17 protein-coding genes and 1 riboswitch are annotated in these 16,445 nt (G+C 34.1%); of the genes, 6 read left to right on the top strand and 11 right to left on the bottom strand.

Annotation, left to right across the window (positions count from 1 at the left end):
* Positions 1-15: 15 nt before the first annotated feature.
* The 4 genes from PKC21_01225 (at position 16) to PKC21_01210 (ending at position 5,068) form a co-directional block, all read left to right on the top strand.
* Positions 16-609 (top strand): SET domain-containing protein, encoded by a 594-nt coding sequence (locus PKC21_01225; protein ID HMR23951.1) that lies wholly within the window; start codon positions 16-18, stop codon positions 607-609.
* A 119-nt stretch (positions 610-728) separates the two neighbouring features.
* A complete protein-coding gene (locus tag PKC21_01220; protein ID HMR23950.1) occupies positions 729-1,307 on the top strand; it encodes a hypothetical protein in 579 nt (192 codons plus the stop codon).
* Between the two features lie 198 nt (positions 1,308-1,505).
* A riboswitch (cobalamin riboswitch) is annotated at positions 1,506-1,650 on the top strand.
* Positions 1,651-1,700: 50 nt separating this feature from the next.
* Positions 1,701-4,043: a ribonucleoside-diphosphate reductase subunit alpha gene (locus PKC21_01215; GenBank protein ID HMR23949.1), complete on the top strand. Its 2,343-nt coding sequence runs from the start codon at positions 1,701-1,703 to the stop codon at positions 4,041-4,043.
* Positions 4,044-4,099: 56 nt separating this feature from the next.
* The gene (locus PKC21_01210; GenBank protein HMR23948.1) at positions 4,100-5,068 is read left to right on the top strand and encodes a ribonucleotide-diphosphate reductase subunit beta; all 969 of its coding nucleotides are present in this window, start codon (positions 4,100-4,102) and stop codon (positions 5,066-5,068) included.
* A 25-nt stretch (positions 5,069-5,093) separates the two neighbouring features.
* On the opposite strand, the gene PKC21_01205 is transcribed toward PKC21_01210, so the two are convergent.
* Positions 5,094-5,840: a 3'-5' exonuclease gene (locus PKC21_01205; protein HMR23947.1), complete on the bottom strand. Its 747-nt coding sequence runs from the start codon at positions 5,838-5,840 to the stop codon at positions 5,094-5,096.
* Between the two features lie 50 nt (positions 5,841-5,890).
* Between PKC21_01205 and PKC21_01200 the strand changes: the two genes are divergently transcribed.
* Positions 5,891-6,757: an EamA family transporter gene (locus PKC21_01200; GenBank protein HMR23946.1), complete on the top strand. Its 867-nt coding sequence runs from the start codon at positions 5,891-5,893 to the stop codon at positions 6,755-6,757.
* Between the two features lie 5 nt (positions 6,758-6,762).
* Here PKC21_01200 and PKC21_01195 read toward each other — a convergent pair whose 3' ends face one another.
* Genes PKC21_01195 through miaE form a run of 5 tightly spaced genes read right to left on the bottom strand, consistent with a single transcriptional unit; the run spans position 6,763 to position 10,737 of the window.
* Positions 6,763-7,617 carry a hypothetical protein gene (locus PKC21_01195; protein ID HMR23945.1) on the bottom strand — a complete coding sequence of 285 codons (855 nt, stop codon included), beginning with the start codon at positions 7,615-7,617 and terminating at the stop codon, positions 6,763-6,765.
* Positions 7,618-7,642: 25 nt separating this feature from the next.
* Entirely contained in the window at positions 7,643-8,362 is a 720-nt protein-coding gene (locus tag PKC21_01190; GenBank protein ID HMR23944.1) for a 3-oxoacyl-ACP synthase, read from the bottom strand.
* Positions 8,314-9,432, bottom strand: a complete 1,119-nt coding sequence (locus PKC21_01185) for a 3-oxoacyl-[acyl-carrier-protein] synthase III C-terminal domain-containing protein (GenBank protein ID HMR23943.1) — start codon at positions 9,430-9,432, stop codon at positions 8,314-8,316. Before PKC21_01185 ends, PKC21_01190 begins: the two co-directional genes overlap by 49 nt.
* 37 nt (positions 9,433-9,469) lie before the next feature.
* Complete coding sequence (locus tag PKC21_01180) at positions 9,470-10,066, bottom strand: hypothetical protein (protein HMR23942.1); 597 nt, start codon at positions 10,064-10,066, stop codon at positions 9,470-9,472.
* 5 nt (positions 10,067-10,071) lie between these two features.
* Positions 10,072-10,737, bottom strand: coding sequence for a tRNA isopentenyl-2-thiomethyl-A-37 hydroxylase MiaE (miaE, locus tag PKC21_01175; GenBank protein HMR23941.1), 666 nt, complete (start codon positions 10,735-10,737; stop codon positions 10,072-10,074).
* Between miaE and PKC21_01170 the strand changes: the two genes are divergently transcribed.
* Positions 10,715-11,845 (top strand): glycosyltransferase, encoded by a 1,131-nt coding sequence (locus tag PKC21_01170; GenBank protein HMR23940.1) that lies wholly within the window; start codon positions 10,715-10,717, stop codon positions 11,843-11,845. The genes miaE and PKC21_01170 overlap by 23 nt on opposite strands.
* On the opposite strand, the gene PKC21_01165 is transcribed toward PKC21_01170, so the two are convergent.
* From PKC21_01165 to PKC21_01145, 5 genes are read right to left on the bottom strand one after another with little or no spacing between them, the layout of a single operon-like run.
* Complete coding sequence (locus PKC21_01165) at positions 11,835-12,389, bottom strand: GNAT family N-acetyltransferase (GenBank protein HMR23939.1); 555 nt, start codon at positions 12,387-12,389, stop codon at positions 11,835-11,837. The genes PKC21_01170 and PKC21_01165 overlap by 11 nt on opposite strands.
* 13 nt (positions 12,390-12,402) lie before the next feature.
* Positions 12,403-12,984: a hypothetical protein gene (locus PKC21_01160; GenBank protein HMR23938.1), complete on the bottom strand. Its 582-nt coding sequence runs from the start codon at positions 12,982-12,984 to the stop codon at positions 12,403-12,405.
* Positions 12,974-13,321 carry a hypothetical protein gene (locus PKC21_01155; protein ID HMR23937.1) on the bottom strand — a complete coding sequence of 116 codons (348 nt, stop codon included), beginning with the start codon at positions 13,319-13,321 and terminating at the stop codon, positions 12,974-12,976. The genes PKC21_01160 and PKC21_01155 overlap by 11 nt, the downstream gene beginning before the upstream one ends.
* A gap of 18 nt (positions 13,322-13,339) precedes the next feature.
* Positions 13,340-14,566 carry a hypothetical protein gene (locus PKC21_01150; protein HMR23936.1) on the bottom strand — a complete coding sequence of 409 codons (1,227 nt, stop codon included), beginning with the start codon at positions 14,564-14,566 and terminating at the stop codon, positions 13,340-13,342.
* A gap of 6 nt (positions 14,567-14,572) precedes the next feature.
* Positions 14,573-16,066 carry a hypothetical protein gene (locus PKC21_01145; protein ID HMR23935.1) on the bottom strand — a complete coding sequence of 498 codons (1,494 nt, stop codon included), beginning with the start codon at positions 16,064-16,066 and terminating at the stop codon, positions 14,573-14,575.
* Positions 16,067-16,445 lie beyond the last annotated feature (379 nt).

Genomic DNA, 16,445 nt, shown 5'->3' with positions numbered 1-16,445 from the left:
AGATATAAGTGTTTTATGTTGCACCCATCCATACATATTAAATGGCTCAATGATGAAAAGGGCTATGGTTTATTTGCAAGTAGTTTTATTCCTAAAGGAACCATCACTTGGGCCTTAGATAAGATGGACAAGGTCTATCTAGCTAAACAAGTCCAAGAAATGGATAATCACTATCAGCAACAAATCTTTAAATATGGCTATAGAAATGCAAAAGGTCACTATATTGTATGCTGGGATCTGGCCAAATACATGAATCACAGTTGTGATCCAAATACACTGAGTCCTGGCTTAAAATTTGATATTGCCATTAAAGATATTCAAGCTGGTGAAGAAATAACCACGGATTACAGTTCTTTAAACTTAGAAGAAACCTTAAACTGTGCTTGTGGCATAGGTCACTGCAGAGAACAAATTGAAGATAAAGATTTTGAAACTTATGTAGATGATTGGGACGATAAAATTAACCAAGCTTTTACTCAAATCAATAAAGTTCCACAAAAATTATGGCCATGGGTTGAGGAACAGAAAATTTTAGAACAGATCCAGAAAAAAGGCGGCAAAATCCCAAGCATCATCAAACATAGATACAAAGAAGGGCTTAGTTTATAAAGCGAAAGAATGATTGTGCCTTCAAACCCTAAAGAACTAACCAATAAGGGTTGGTCAGAGTTACGATTTTATATCATATTTGGTATAATAGCACTTCATATCGCTATAAACACCTTATTATGGAGGTTATTATTAATCATCTGAGTAAAACTTTTTTTTCTATAAAAATACTCTTTTTAACGGCTTTTTTAGCTTCATGGGGCTACAGCCAAAATATATGCGAGCATGCATCCTCAAGTGATGCTAAGATATATTCTGATTTTGCTGAAAGTAATGATTTAATTGACTATTTGTCTAGCTCTAAGGCTAAAACCATAAAAGATACCATTCTTAAAATATACAATGAATACAGAGAGGTTGCATATACATCGGGTCACTTAAAGCACTGTGATACAACCAGTCAGAAATTGAATAAATTTTTACAAGATGAGACAACATTACAAGCCAATTTGCTTTTTTATCATCCCAATGGTGAAGTTGAAGAAACGCAAATTTTTCATGTTGTGGTTACTGTAAAGTACAATAATAAAAATTATATTATTGATATGACTCATGATCAATTTTTTTGTTCAAATGAAGGTGTTCTTATTGCAGAAGAGGTAAATTACAATCCAAGGATTAACGAAATTGGCTATGCTAGAAGATCTAAAATAATTAAGAACGCACCAAGAAGTACGTATTCTGATATCAAATACTGATTAATTATCACTATAGACTTTACTTCTGATAATGTATATTATGTTAAATTTTATTTAGGGTAAAAATATAAGCTTTCTCCCAGCCTCAGTCTTTTTAAATCTAATTTGTTATGTTGCCAGTCTGTTTTTAAAAATGAATTAAGTCATTTTTAATTGAAGAGTTTAAAATTAACTTTATTTCTTTGACAAGATGCTGCACTAAATTTATGTAATCAAGATATTGATCAGTTGACTGAAGTTTGGTGAAACTCCAACGCTGTCCCGCAACGGTAAATGTGAAAGTCCGATCGTTGATTGATTTAACCTTAAGTCCCGAGGAGGAAGCTTGAAACAGTTCTGTTGTTTATTGTTAAGCCCTATTTCCCAATTATTATTAGCTCAGAAGGTAGGATTATGAGAGTTATTAAACGTGATGGTTCATTTGAAGAAGTAAAAATAGAAAAGATTCTTTATGCTGTAGATAAGGCATGTCGTGGGATATCCAATGTAGAATCTATTGAAATTGCAAAAAAAACCATCAGTGGCTTGCACGAAAACAGCACCACAGAAGAATTAGACAAACTGTCCATTCATAATGCCGTGATGCTCATGGCTGAAGAACCCGCTTACTCAAAAGTTGCAGCGCGCATGCTAGCAGACATGATTAGAAAAGAAGTTGGGCGAGATACATCTTTTCGTGAATACATTCAAAACGCATATGACCTTAATTTACTCAATAAAGCGGTCTATGACCTAGCCAGCCAAGACTTTGACCGCTTAGAATACAGTATAGCTCACCAAAGAGATGATTTATTTGAGTATTTTGGCTTACAAACAGTATATGATCGTTACTTATTAAGACATCCCAAACAAAGAACAGTCATTGAACGCCCACAATGGCTTTACATGCGGGTAGCTTTGGGCTTAAGTCAAAATACTGAGGAGGCTCTTGAGTTTTATGAGCTGATGAGCACATTTAAATACTCTCCAGCCACCCCTACTCTTTTCAATTCAGGTACGCAAAGACCGCAGTTGAGTTCATGCTACTTGTTAACGGTTGAAGATGATAGCTTGGATGGTATTTATAATTCCATTACCGATTGCGCTAAACTTTCTAAATTTTCTGGAGGCATAGGCATTGACTGGACCAAGGTCCGCTCATCTGGTTCACTGATCAATGGAACCAATGGTTTAAGCAACGGTATCATCCCATTCCTAAAGGTTTTTGACTCTTCTGTCCATGCGGTTAATCAAGGAGGAAAACGCAAAGGCGCAGCGGCCGTTTATTTAGAAAACTGGCATGCTGATATTGAAGACTTCTTAATGTTGCGCAACAATACGGGTGCTGAAGAAAGAAGAACCCATAATCTTAATTTAGCCCTTTGGATTTCTGACTTATTCATGCAACGGGTTGAAAACAATGAAAACTGGAGCTTGTTTTGTCCAAGTGATGCCCCTGAGCTCAATGAGTTGTATGGTGAAGCCTTCAATGAAAAATACAAATCTTATGAAGCACAAGAAGTCTATAAAAAACAAATTCCTGCCCGTGAACTGTATGCAAAAATGATCAAAACTTTAGCTGAAACCGGCAATGGCTGGATGTGCTTTAAAGATAAGGCCAATTTAAGATCCGCTCAAACGGGAAAGAATAATCATATTATTCACAGCTCAAATCTATGCACGGAGATTTTAGAAGTAACCGATTCTCAGCATACGGCAGTATGTAACCTAGGCAGCATTAATTTGGCTAGTTTTGTTAAATCTAAAACTGAGTTTGACTTTGAAGGTTTAAAAGAAACTGCGCAAACCGCAGTAAAATATTTGGATAGAGTGGTTGATATCAACTTCTACCCTACACCCAAAGCAAAAAACTCTAACCAACAATGGCGCCCCATTGGCCTAGGGATTATGGGTTTGCAAGATGTTTTATTTAAGATGAATATTCCGTTTGAAAGCGACGAGGCAAAAATTTTATCTGATAAAATATCTGAGTGTGTGTATTATTATGCCGTAGAAAAAAGTGTTGCTCTGGCTCAAGAGCTTGGTTCATTTGAAGAGTTTGATAACTCAAAATATTCTGAAGCCATGCTGCAACCCATGCTGGCTTCAGAGTATCAACAACATATGCCTGCTCTCAATTATGATTGGCAAGCCTTAGCAGAGAAAGTAAAAACTCAAGGTATTCGTAACAGTCTTATGATTGCCATTGCGCCTACTGCAACAATAGCCAGTATTCAAGGGGTATATGAAAGCATAGAGCCGCAAACGGCCAATATTTTTAAACGCGAAACACTCAGTGGTGAGTTCTTGCAGGTCAATAAATACCTTATTGAAGCCTTAAAAGCTGAAAAGTTATGGTCTCATGATTTAAGAGATAAGATTGTCATGAACGATGGATCTATTCAGAACATTGAAGAAATTCCGCAAAAAATTAAGGATGTTTATAAAACATCTTGGGAAATTTCTCAGAAGCAATTGATTGATATGGCGGTTTCTCGTTCTGCATTTATTTGTCAGTCGCAATCCCTTAATTTATTTATGGAAGCGCCTGATCTGAATAAATTGTCATCCATGTACATGTATGCTTGGAAATCGGGTGTAAAAACCACTTACTATTTAAGATCAAGAGCAAAAACCAGCATCAATAAAACCACTCAACACAACTCAAATACCAAAGACTTGGTTGACAGTAGATTAAGCCAAGAAGCCATAGCCTGCTCTTTGGAAAACCCAGAGTCTTGTGAAAGCTGTCAGTAAATCTAAGGAGATGAATCGTGATATTAGAACCAAAACTTAATTTAACTTTAAGGCCTATGCAGTATCCACAGTTCTTTCAACTGTACCGAGATTCTATAAAAAACATATGGACCACAGATGAAATAGATTTTTCAATGGATATTGAGCATTTAAGAGATAAAATTAAAACTTCTGAAGCACATTTAATTAGACGCTTGGTCGCATTTTTTGCAACTGCTGACAATATTGTTGCTCATAACTTGGTGTTGAATTTTTATAAACATATCAATTCTCCTGAGTTTAGAATGTTTCTTGGTAAACAGTTGTTTGATGAAATGTTGCATGTTGAGACCTACTTACTGCTGGTTGATAATTATATTCCAGATCCAGCAGAAAGAAAAAATGCATTTTCTGCCTACATGCAAATAGAAAGCATCAAAACCAAAGCCGACTTTTGCTTTAAATACATGGATAGTATTGATCAATTGCAAGCAACCCAAACTACAGAAGAGCGGCAAGCGTTTTTAGAAAATCTTATTTGTTTTGCTGCTGTGATTGAAGGTTTATTTTTCTTTGGGTCCTTTGCTTACGTTTACTTTTTAAGAAGCAAAGGCTTATTACCTGGCTTGTCTACAGCCACCAACTGGGTGTTCAGAGATGAGAGCATGCATATCAATGGGGCCATGGCCGTCATTGAAGTGATTAAAAAAGAATATCCTGAGCTGTTTACTGACACGCTTAAAGCAAGAGTTCACGCCATGTTAGAAGAAGCCATTGAAGCTGAGTTCCTATTTTGTAAAGATGCCTTAAGTTTTGGTGTCACGGGTTTGACAGAAAAAGATATGAAACAATACTTGCAATACATTGCGGATGTTCGCTTAACTCAATTAGGCTATGAAAAGCATTATAAAGTAAGCAATCCCTTTTCATTTATGATTTTGCAAGATGTTCAGCCCTTAACCAATTTTTTTGAAAAAAGAGTGACTGAATATCAAAAAGGCTTGAACACCAATGTTTCTGATATTACCTTTGATGCAGCATTTTAAATTTTGATAGGAAAAAATACTTACGCTAAAGTTCTATCAACTTGCGTAAAATATTTTTGGTATCGCTGGGAAAATCAGAGTTGAGCATCCATTTAGCATAATCTGGGTGGTTTTTGACCGGTTGATCTTTGTGTTTGCCAAAAGTAAAGACAATATCGCCCTCGGGCGTTTTTCTTAATTTTCCACCGTAATCAACCACACCTGGACGTGTGCAATAATCATGCAATTGATGGATATTCATTTGTGCAATGTCTTCGTATTTTTGACACTGGCCCACAAACACATCAATGGTAGCTTCAACATCATTTTGCGCATCGTGCGCGCCTTCTAAATCCTTGTTGGCATAAAATTTTAGGGCCGCTGTTAAGGTTCTGGGCTCCTTTTTTCTAAAGATCACGCTCATATCAATGAGCTTGGTATCATCATGCGGAAAAGACATGTTGGCTCTGGCAAATTCTTCAATGAGTAAAGGCACATCGTATTGATTGGAGTTGTAGCCCGCAATGTCTGCGCCAGCAAAAAAGGTTAAAATCTCAGCCGCTAGTTCTGGAAACTTTGGACAATCTTTTACCATTTCATCGGTGATACCATGCACAGCAATCGCTTCTGGTGGAATAGGCATACCTGGGTTTATGTATTTCTTATAAACCTCTCTTGCGCCATCTGGATGCAGTTTAATAATACATATTTGGACAATTTTATCTTTTACCGTACTGACCCCTGTGCATTCAAGGTCATAAAAGCAGATTGGGCGCTCTAGTTTAAAATTCATAAAAGATTTACTATCACAATTTATTTAAAAAGTGTATTTGCTCTATACGCATGCTGTATTTATTCTTGGTTTCATGTTTGTGGGCTTTTTCTTTTCCGCTGATTAAGCTTTATCTTGTGGGTATTGATAGCAGTTTGGTGGCCATGTTGCGTTTGGGCATTTCATTGCTTTGTTTTTTGCCTTTGATAAGTTTTAGTCTTAATCACAAAGACAAACTAAAGTTGATTGCTTTAGGTATGATTCAATATGGCTTGATGTATGCGCTTTACATTCAATCTTATCAGTACTTAAAAAGTTATGAAGTGGCTTTATTCACCATCACCACCCCACTCTGGGTTATTTTATGTGGACAATTGATGCATAAACGTTTTTCTTTACAAAGTTGGGTCATTGCTGGCTTGGCTTGTATTGGAGCCCTTGTTTTAGTGTTTAATGCTCAAAATACGTATTCCTTAAGCCAAGGTTTTATTTTGGTTCAAGTGGCTAACATTTGTTTTGCTTTAGGTCAGGTATACTATAAATACTGGTGGCAAAGGTCTTCTAAGAAGAATCCGCTCAAACAAAGCCAGATTTTTGCTTATTTATTTTTTGGTGCCACCCTAATCAACTTTATGATTCTTGTCTTGAATCAAAAGTTAAATCAAATCAGTAGTATTAGTAACACACAATGGTTGATTTTACTGTATTTAGGAAGCATCGCCTCAGGCCTTGGTTTTTACTTATGGAACTATGGCGCTACTTTGGTCAAACATGCAACATTGGCCAGCTTTAACAATTTAAAAATTCCATTGACCATTTTAACTGCAATTGTTGTTTTTCAGGAACAAGGAAACCTCATCAAGCTATTGTTAGGTACGGTATGTATTATAATAGCCATCAGTTTTGCTGAAACAATAAAAACAAAAGACTTTTTATAGTTTTTTTATTTATAGCTTGTGATAAAACCATGTAAATTTTCTGCATCTATACCATGCAACATAAGACGGATCCCAGCTTGAACAGGTGATAAAGGAATAAAGGGATGTTTATTATTTACAATCCCCATAAGTTCTGCTCGATTAAAAAGTTTGGCTGTATAAATGGCAATGGTTTCATCCAATTGCAAAGAGTTGCTGGCTCTTTCAAAATCTTCTCGTGATAAAAATAATGCAAATAATGGCGTATACAGTTCTATTGCACTTTGCAGATCCAAAAAGTTATGCCATTGATCAGGCATATCATTTTGACTTAAGGTTAAGGCTTTAATGTTTGAAAAATCAAGATCAGATACATCTTTTGCTTCAATTTCTAAGTTAGCTTCTGCTAAGTACAGATTAAGTTCAATAATAAAATTAAAAATATTTAAATCATGTTGAACAAAAACATTGTCTTTTAAATCTATGATACGTTGAGGATACAAAGGCACAGCATTTAAAGTACCTTGTGCAATATTTGTATTTAAGAAAGCTAAGACCTGCGATCCAATATTAAAATGCCTTAAAATTAAATAATTGGCTTCAGGGCTAACAAAATTTTTCATTCCCCAACAAATCGTATGATGAAGAAACCTGCTTGATGTAAAAGTTGTTGGGATAAACAATCTAAAAAGTCTGATGATAACAATGGCCAATCTACCCAGCACTCTTAAAATAGGTAAGAGCACCCTTCGTGACCAATTTTCATTGTTTTTCATTAAAGCTAGTTTTACGTCATGTTCAAGAAAAGTACTGTTATCCAAAGCAAGGGCAAGCCAAGGATTAGGATTGTTTGGGTCATGTTTTTTTGTTTTAATATTCAAACTTTTTTCCTTTAACTGTATCGCATTAAATATTATCTAGTTCTTCTAATTGTAAGCAATACAACCTAGATGTTACTTTTGCAGTTTTTATCATTTTTTTATCAATATCAGGAATAGCCAATATGTTTGGATTGGATAAAATTTCATCAAATTCTTTTAAATGGTCTTGATCATGTTCTGCATGGTATAAATAAAAGCTTACCTGAGTATCTTCTAAGTTAAGCTGAGATTTAATTTTTTTTCCCCAATCACCCGCTTTATTTTTGCCGAGTCCTTCAATAATAAACATGCTACCCAATAAATCAAAAGGATTGCTTTGAGATGCTTTATGAAACATAAATGAGGATAAGGCTTCTGATCCAATATTTTTTTCATAGTTTTGAATGGTTTTTAAGTCGCCACCAACTGAAACATAATTTTGTTCAAGCATTTTGTAATCTTGGTGTTCCGTATAGCAATGTTGAATAAATTTTTCTCTTAAATCAGAAAATTGAGCATCTATCCCTGATGCAGCCCTAGCAATCCAACGACCACCATCAATAACTTGTTGCCTATGATTTAATAACAATGATTTATAATCTTCAATACGCAATTTACCTTGGTTTATTTTTTTTACAATAGAGATTTGATCAAGTTGACTTGAAAAATCAATCCATACCTGAGCCAATTGTCGCATTATTTTTGCTGAAGAAACACTCATGACTTCTGATCCCAAACTTCTAATAACATAAAGCCATTGATACATCGTCCACTTTCAGGAACATGACAAAGTATTTTTTGACCATGATGTAAGTTTTTTGTTTTAAGTAATTCATCTAAAATAATAAAAATAGATGCTGAACCTGTGTTACCTTTATCATACAAGTTGCTAAACCACTTATCTTCATCAATCATAGCCTCTGTTTTTTCTAATAATGCAATGGCTTCTTCACGCAAAGAGTGTGAAGAATAGTGACTGCAAAAATAATCTATTTCTTCTGGAATAATTTTACTTTGATCAATCAAATTTAAATAGTGTCCAACCCAGATAGGAATCATTTTTTTCATTTCTTCAAAATCTTGGCTAAGACATAAAAGTTGCTTATTTAAAGCCTGTTCAACACTTTTTTCATCTCCCCAAAAAGAAAAGTTATCATTTAAATGTTGGCCACCTGCAATCATGGATGTTTTGAAACGATCTGCAAAAGATTGAATATGGATCCAATGTATTTTTAATGAAATATTGTGCTGATTAGGACGATTTTCAAGAATAAATGCACCCGCGCCATCAGAAAGTGTGAACCGCAAAAAGTCCTCATTTAAGCTTAAGCTTTGCTTGGGACTGTAAAACCCTGGTTTAAAATATCGGCTACAAAATTCACTCCCAGAAACAGCTGCACAGGCATGCTCACCACTTTTTAACTGTAAAAATGCTGTTTTGATGGCCATCATGGCACTGCTACAAACACTTTGCAGACTTGAGATTTCAATTGGAGGAATGCCTAATTCAGCATGAACATGTGAAGCAAGTCCTGGTAAAAAAGAATCCCCCAAACTGGTGGCTGTTGCTAAAAATTCAATATTTTTTTTAGCAATTTCTGAGTTTTCAAGGGCATTGAATATCGCTTTTGCAGCCATTTGGTGATTTGAATGCAAAGAATTTCCTTGAGAATCAATAGCGTAATATCTTGATTTTATTTTATTTTGTTTTAAAACTAATTTTCTATACCTTGAAGGTACATCATCAATCATGCCAATATAACGTTCTATTTCATCGTTAAAAACTTTATTCCCAGGCAAGAATGTCCCAGTCGCATTGATATAAACCTTATGCATTGCGCATAAAGTAACATAGATTTTTAATAAACAAACGCTATTTAGAAAAAATAAAGTGATAGCAGGTATCACCTCTTAAAATATATTTTTCTTCAAAATGTGTGTGATAATCATTGGGTGGATTATGCTGGTTGTACATTTGTTTTTTGACAAGACTTAACTGCCATTGGCTTTGCATCATGTGTTCTGCTTCTTTGGCATAAAACTCCATATTGGTTGCCAAATGAATGTGTCCTCCTGGAATAAGCGTGTCTAATACATGCTGCATAAAAGGCATGTTATGCCAGCGCTTGTTGGCTTGGCCTTCTTTGGGATAAGGATTTGGGTACAGTAAAAAATAGTTTTGTACACTATTGAGAGGAATATGGTGGGTAATAAATGAAATAGCATTGCTTTGAATGGGGATAATATTCTTAATATCCATAGCATGCAGCTGATCATTGAATTTTCTAAAACGCATGGGAGACTTTTCTATGGCCAATAAGGTTTGCTGAGGATTTTGTTGTGCCCATAAAATGGGATGCCTACCCACACCACAGCCTATCTCAATATTCAGGGGTTTTTTAAGAATCTCAATATTTGGGTAACTATGATGACTGGGATTGGGAACTAAACTTTTATTGAATGGTCGCATGATGATTATGTGAATAACTTATAAGTTTCAGGATAATTTGTGCTGGCCTCAGCTTCAATTGTTAACCATTTCTCATAAGCCTGGTCGACCAAGTCATGCTTAAAGATTTTTTTAGCTTCTGTAATGTACACTTGCGCATGGCCTTTTTCACCTAAGGAAAGTCGTTTAAAAAAATTTTGCCATTGTGGATCAGGATGATGAATGGCTAACAAACCAAAACGCTCCATGCCTCGGGTTTCGATCATGCTGTTTATCATTAAATGATCCAATAAGCGTTCTTGGCCACCTTCAGCTGAACGCCTATGCATGTATCTTGCGTATCTACACTTTTCATCTGGTCGTAAGGGGTAGCCTAACTCGCGCATTTTTTCAAACACCAAAGCAAAGTGTTCAATTTCATCTTGTGCTATTTGCACTGCAACTGCAACCAAACTTAATTTATCTGGGTAACGCACCACCAACTCCATAGCAATCGAAGCAGCTTTACGTTCATTAGAAGCATGATCTGCTAAAAATAAAGGAAAATCATTCAATACTGCCTCTACCCATTGCTGTGAGGTGTGGTGTTTTAATGGAATTCCTTGTATAAGAGCTTCAATCGCAGAAACATCCACTGTTTTTGCGGATGGATGGGAAGAAGTTTTTTTAATGTTTTGTGTTGCCTTTGTCATACCATGTTTCAATGAAAGAGATTGGATAGGAAGTACCCTAGCCAGTCTACAAGCCAGTATGAAATATACTGTTTTACAAAAAAATCAAGTGCACGTAGTGCTTGTGGTCAATCAACCAAAACATGCCAGTAAAGACGATTTAAAAAACAATCAAGATACCCTAGATTATCTGTATATTTTTAAGGAACACTCCAATTTTACAGTGCATATCTTACATGAAGAGCAGGCCTTGCTACACGGTGTAGGACAAGCCAGAAAAATAGGCATGGACTATGCCTGCCATCATATCTTAAACAATGGTCCCAAGTCTTATGTTGTTTCTTTAGATGCTGATACATGCATTGATGCGAATTATATCCATCAATTACAACAACTGCCGGCACAACAAGTTTGGACCAGTTATTTTGAACACCCTACTTTACAGTTAAACCATACAGAAGAAGATTATAAAATAAGATCTTATGAATTGTATTTACGCTACTTAGCCCAAGGCTTAAAGTATGCCAATTCAAAGTTTAGCTACATACCCATTGGGAGCGCTTTTGGTTTGAGCAAACAGCTTTATTTAAAATCCGGTGGAATGGTAGAAAAAGATGCTACAGAAGATTTTCATTACCTGAATAAATTAAGAAAAATAAGTCCTATTGCGTATTTACCACAGTTAAAAGTTAAACCCGCTCCAAGAAAATCGAATCGAGTTTATTTGGGAACGGGTTTTTTTCTTGCACAAAAAAATCAAACTGTTTGGTTGCCAAAACTGAAAGCTTTTACTGAGCTTAAATGCCTTCTAAATCAAATTCAATGTTTTTGGCACACTCAAAGTTTATCTATGCAAGACCATTTAAATGATAAACAGTTAGAACTTGTTAAAAAACTAGAAATAAAACTGAATAAACAATTACAAAACTGCAAAAGTGAACAATCATTTACCAAAAGAATCCCGCAAAGTTTTGATGCCTTAGAACAAATTCGTTTTTTAAAGTTATCTTTTCACCAAGAGAGTAAAAGTTTAAATGAGAAACTGTTAAACCATGCATGTAAACTTATGGATATTGAAAATTATGGCTTAAAACAGGTCTTAAATTTTTACCGTAAACTTAAGTATTAACGTTCATATTAATGTATTGATCTTGACTGATCTCATAACGAAAGGCATCAGCTGGACCAGTTTTTAATTTAAAGTAATTTTTTACAATTCCAGCTTTATACATATTGCACTTTTCCATAACTTTAGAAGAAGCTTTATTTTCTGTGTGACATAAGGCAAAAACAAGAAGGACCTTAAGTGTTTCAAAACTGTACTTTAATAGAGCTTGAGCAGCCTCTGTTGCAATACCTTGCTTTTGATAGTCAGGATTAACCGCATAACCAAAGTTGGCCACTTGGCTGTTTTGACATACTTTTCGTAATGAACACCCGCCTATCAACATCTGTTTTTCTTTTAAAATGATTGCAAACTCATGCTCATAGGCATTAAATTGTTTACTTTTTTCAATACAGTCATAAACAAATTTTTTAGAATCCTCTTCGGTATTGGGTCCCCATATATCATATTGTGCAAAATCTTTTAATTTTGCATAAGCATGAACACTGGACCAATCTTCTTCTGTGTAGGGTCTTAATAATAATCGTTTTGTTTCTAACAAGAGCATGAGAGAAGGATAACTATATTTTATAAATAATAGCAAATCCCATGGAGCGGTTTTCTAACTGATATTTGGCTTGAAAATTAGTCGTGTACGCAAAAGGTTCAACTTCTTTAAAGCTAAACTGCTCCACAAAATCATTCATGAATAACTTTTTTACATCTTTAAAGTACTCCAAATAATCTGTCGCAAAGTAAATACAACCCTTATCTTTGAGTACCGTATAAAAATGTTTGATATTATCCGGACTAAAAATTCTTCTGGGCAAATGCCTGCGTTTAGGCCATGGGTCCGGAAACATAATATGAATAGCAGCTAAACTTTTATCCTCAAGATATCCAGCAAACAACTCTTCTGCATAAGCATGAATTAAAATAACTTGCTCATTAAGGCCCAACTTTTTATGCACTTTATCTTCTGCTCTTTTAAACCATTTTATAGATTTTTCTAAGCCAATAAAATTCAAATCAGGTCTATCTTGTGCAATTTCTTTAAGATACCTGCCCTTGCCAACACCAATTTCTAAATGAATATCTTGGACTTTGGCAAAAAGATCTAAAAAATTTAAAGGTTTTTTGAGTTCATCTAGATTATGAATCATCTTCTTCTTCAGATTTTAAGCTTGAAAAACTTTTTCCTAACCTTTGCGCGTTTTGCTGCAAAAGATTAAGCTCAGAAGCTGATATTTCATAACCTTGAGCTGAACAAGCATTTTTCAAAAATAAATCCCCTTGATCAATTGCAAAAGTCGAAATATCCTTTAAATAAGACTGTTTTTTATCTTCTGATTCAAGTTTAGGAATATAAGACAATGCTTCATGAAAGTACTGATCTTGTATAGCCAGCTCTACGATAGATTCAAGTTTTTGCTGGCTGATTTTACCTTCAGTAAAAAGGATTTTTTGTTTTTCTTGCCATTTTGGGAGTTTCCACTGCATGACTGCCAGATAATCATTTCATTCTGATTTGTCAATATGCTCAGAATATTTTTGTATTGTATACGCTAATAAATCTTGTTTATGATTGCTTAAGTGTTTTAATCGCACTTTTTCAGTAAGCTCGTTTAGAATTTTTCCAATAAGATAGTCTTTTTTTGGATTATTAAAAAGAATTTGAATATCTTTACCGTTAAGAGATAAGTCAGAGATAGCAAATAAATTTTCTTGGTTTTTCATTGTTTGCAGCTCATTTATGTAATGAATGTCCTTGCAATTGTATAAAAACTCATAGATATCTTGCCAATCAATGAGCTGCAAAGGTGCCAAATTCAGTAAAAAATCATGCTTTGCACTGAGTGAATTCTTAGAGGCTTCATAATAAGATAAGCAAAGTTGTATGTGTTTTAGCTTTTGTTGTGAGTTTTTAGGCCAAGACCAGTTTTGTATGATTTGTCTGGTTTTATCGAAATCACATTCATATATTTTTAATACCCTACTCTCAGCTTGATAACCCTGAGGCAGTTTACGAGAAAAATAGACAGCATCTATATTTACATTTTTAGAAAAAATATAGGGACTTAAATTTGTTTGATTACAAAAATCCAATGCAAGCACACTACTTTCAGCGGCAAATATCTTCAAAAACTCCGCTCCAATTCTCTCTTGGCTAATAGAAGTAATTTTTGATGATAAATCTTTTGCGGCTTCTATAATATCTTTGGAAACATTAAAGTTGAGCATATTAATAAAACGCGCCGCCCTTAAAATCCGCAAATAATCTTCACTGAGACGATCTTTAGCTGAGCCTACAGTATTTAATAACTTTGCCTCTAAATCTTTCCGCCCATGATGAGGGTCAATAAGTTTCCTCGCTGAAACATCATAAGCCATCGCATTAATTGTAAAATCCCTTCTCATAAGATCTTGCTTTAGACTCTGACCAAATGAAACATGTTGGGGGTGTCTGTTGTTTTTATAATTAGATTCAACCCTAAAAGGTGTGATTTCAATTGATAGTGGTTGTTTAAATAAACTGATGGTTCCGTATTTTTTATTTTTAAATACGCCTTTTGTAAAAAGCGCTCGCAACTGTTCAGGATTTGCACTACACGCTATATCCCAGTCATGACTCAATTTATTTAATAAACTATCTCTGATGGCACCTCCCACAATGTAAGCTTCATATCCATGGTTTGTTAATGTATTCAAACATCTTAAAATCTCTTGTGGAACAGAAATTAACATAGGGGGTTATTTCTTCTTTTTTGAGTCTTTTTTCTTAAATAAACCCGCAAATGGGGTTTTTTTTTCACTTTTCTCTAATTTAAAAATGCCAGAGGTCTTTTTTATAGATTTATTTTTAGTTAGCTGAGTTTTTAATCTTAAAACCTTTTTCGCCAATAAAAGATCTTCAGGATCATTTTCTAAAGCCTCAATTAGCGTAATCAATTGTTTCTTCTTATTGCCCGTCATTCTATAATACCTTGCCAAGGTTATTTTTGCGTCTTTATATGTACTATCAACTTCAATAATCGACTTAAGCTCTTCTTCAATTTTTTCTGAAGGGACTTTTTGGTTTTTTGAACAATAATATAAAATAATATTATACATAAAAACAACATACTCATGATTATTGGGAGAAAGTTCATTGGCTGCTTTAATTTTTTCTAAAGACTCATTGAGCATATTTTCAGAAAATAAAAACTTTGCTTCCGTATACAAAAGTTTACTCCTTTCTTTTGCTCCCTTTTCTAGAGTAAAAGGTTCATTATTGCTTATAGCATTGTAATATTCTTTGTTCAGCTCAGGAGATGTAAGAATATAAAGGGCCTCAATCAGATTTTCATAAAGTTTTTTATAGTTGTATTTATTGCTGTTTGAAAAAATATCATAACGTTTGATGAGTTTAATGGTATTTTTGTACAATATTGCCTCAGACAAATTTCTATCAGCACCTATTAATAGGTGCGGTGGAGCTTTTAACAAGCGTTCAACTTGCTTTTCTTTAAGGTCTTGAGCAGCATTAACATTAATTTCCGGGTTTGTTTTTTGTGCATCTTCAAGGGGTTTTTCTTTTATTTTTTTGCCAATAAAGCCCAAAATAAATAAAAAATAGAGAAATGTGTAGGTATCGTCTAATTTATTGACAACGCTCTGGTCTTCTAGTGCTCTCAATGTTTGTTTTCTTTGGTTAAGTAAATCAATGATCTTTCTAAAGCTTGTTTTTAACTTTATATTTAAAAACAAAGCTTTATGCTCATCGGAAAGATAAAGCTCTTGTTGCTCATCAATCAAATCATTATTTTGCGCAAATTTTTCAATAAATCGTAAAATTAAAGGAAAAGTATGAATATCAAAACTAAAAGGATTTGTGGGTTTTTGATCATTTTTTTCAATATTAATGTTTTCATATGTTTCATAGAAAGTGTTGTAGAAGCTCTCTTCTACTAATTTTTGTAAGGTTGAAAAGAGCTCTTTTGCACTGAGAAGATTGTTTTTTAGAATATATTTCTGTTGTTCTTCTATGCTGTTTAAAGTTTCAAGGTTTTCTATGTTCTCTGGTTTAAGTTGAGTTTGATTTAAGAGCACATGTAAAAACAAGCTTTGATCATCATAACTGGAAGCATAGATTATTTCACCATGCTTAAAAAACAACGTTTTTTCTTTTTCACCTAAACTGAGCGTGACTTTTCCAGAAAATCTATTAACAAAAATGCTGATAAGTTTGTTTTGTAACTTGTTCATGCAACGCATATTATTATAAGCTAAATAAGATTCTTTGCCTATACAATCTTAATTTGCGCAGTTTATCTTGATTTTTAAAAATATTTTGAGCTTGAACAAAAATAGTCATTTTAAATTTTATTAAATAAATACAAAAAACATTCGATAAATTGTTGTAAAGATAATTTTTTTTTTTTATAATAGCAGTATCTAACATTAACCTACACAATTAACATATGGAGATTTAATAATGCCAAAGAAAAAAACAACAGCGAAGAAGAAAACAGCTAAAAAAAAGGTGACTAAGAAAAAAGCCACCAAGAAGAAAGCTGCAAAGAAAAAAACAGCTAAAAAGAAAGTAGCTAAGAAAAAGCCAGCTAAAAAGAAAGCTGCAAAGAAA

Source organism: Oligoflexia bacterium, assembly GCA_035326705.1.
In the GTDB taxonomy this organism is placed as follows: Bacteria; Bdellovibrionota_G; JALEGL01; order JALEGL01; family JALEGL01; genus JALEGL01.
Note: the sequence above shows the minus strand (reverse complement) of the source record. Positions and strands in the feature narration are given on the sequence as shown.

Coding starts and splice junctions, on each gene's coding strand:
- PKC21_01225 (HMR23951.1), top strand. CDS start 16: ATGTTGCACCCATCCATACATATTAAATGGCTCAATGATGAAAAGGGC.
- PKC21_01220 (HMR23950.1), top strand. CDS start 729: ATGGAGGTTATTATTAATCATCTGAGTAAAACTTTTTTTTCTATAAAA.
- PKC21_01215 (HMR23949.1), top strand. CDS start 1,701: ATGAGAGTTATTAAACGTGATGGTTCATTTGAAGAAGTAAAAATAGAA.
- PKC21_01210 (HMR23948.1), top strand. CDS start 4,100: ATGCAGTATCCACAGTTCTTTCAACTGTACCGAGATTCTATAAAAAAC.
- PKC21_01205 (HMR23947.1), bottom strand. CDS start 5,840: ATGAATTTTAAACTAGAGCGCCCAATCTGCTTTTATGACCTTGAATGC.
- PKC21_01200 (HMR23946.1), top strand. CDS start 5,891: ATGCTGTATTTATTCTTGGTTTCATGTTTGTGGGCTTTTTCTTTTCCG.
- PKC21_01190 (HMR23944.1), bottom strand. CDS start 8,362: ATGTATCAATGGCTTTATGTTATTAGAAGTTTGGGATCAGAAGTCATG.
- PKC21_01185 (HMR23943.1), bottom strand. CDS start 9,432: ATGCATAAGGTTTATATCAATGCGACTGGGACATTCTTGCCTGGGAAT.
- PKC21_01180 (HMR23942.1), bottom strand. CDS start 10,066: ATGCGACCATTCAATAAAAGTTTAGTTCCCAATCCCAGTCATCATAGT.
- PKC21_01170 (HMR23940.1), top strand. CDS start 10,715: ATGTTTTGTGTTGCCTTTGTCATACCATGTTTCAATGAAAGAGATTGG.
- miaE (HMR23941.1), bottom strand. CDS start 10,737: ATGACAAAGGCAACACAAAACATTAAAAAAACTTCTTCCCATCCATCC.
- PKC21_01165 (HMR23939.1), bottom strand. CDS start 12,389: ATGCTCTTGTTAGAAACAAAACGATTATTATTAAGACCCTACACAGAA.
- PKC21_01160 (HMR23938.1), bottom strand. CDS start 12,984: ATGATTCATAATCTAGATGAACTCAAAAAACCTTTAAATTTTTTAGAT.
- PKC21_01155 (HMR23937.1), bottom strand. CDS start 13,321: ATGCAGTGGAAACTCCCAAAATGGCAAGAAAAACAAAAAATCCTTTTT.
- PKC21_01150 (HMR23936.1), bottom strand. CDS start 14,566: ATGTTAATTTCTGTTCCACAAGAGATTTTAAGATGTTTGAATACATTA.
- PKC21_01145 (HMR23935.1), bottom strand. CDS start 16,066: ATGAACAAGTTACAAAACAAACTTATCAGCATTTTTGTTAATAGATTT.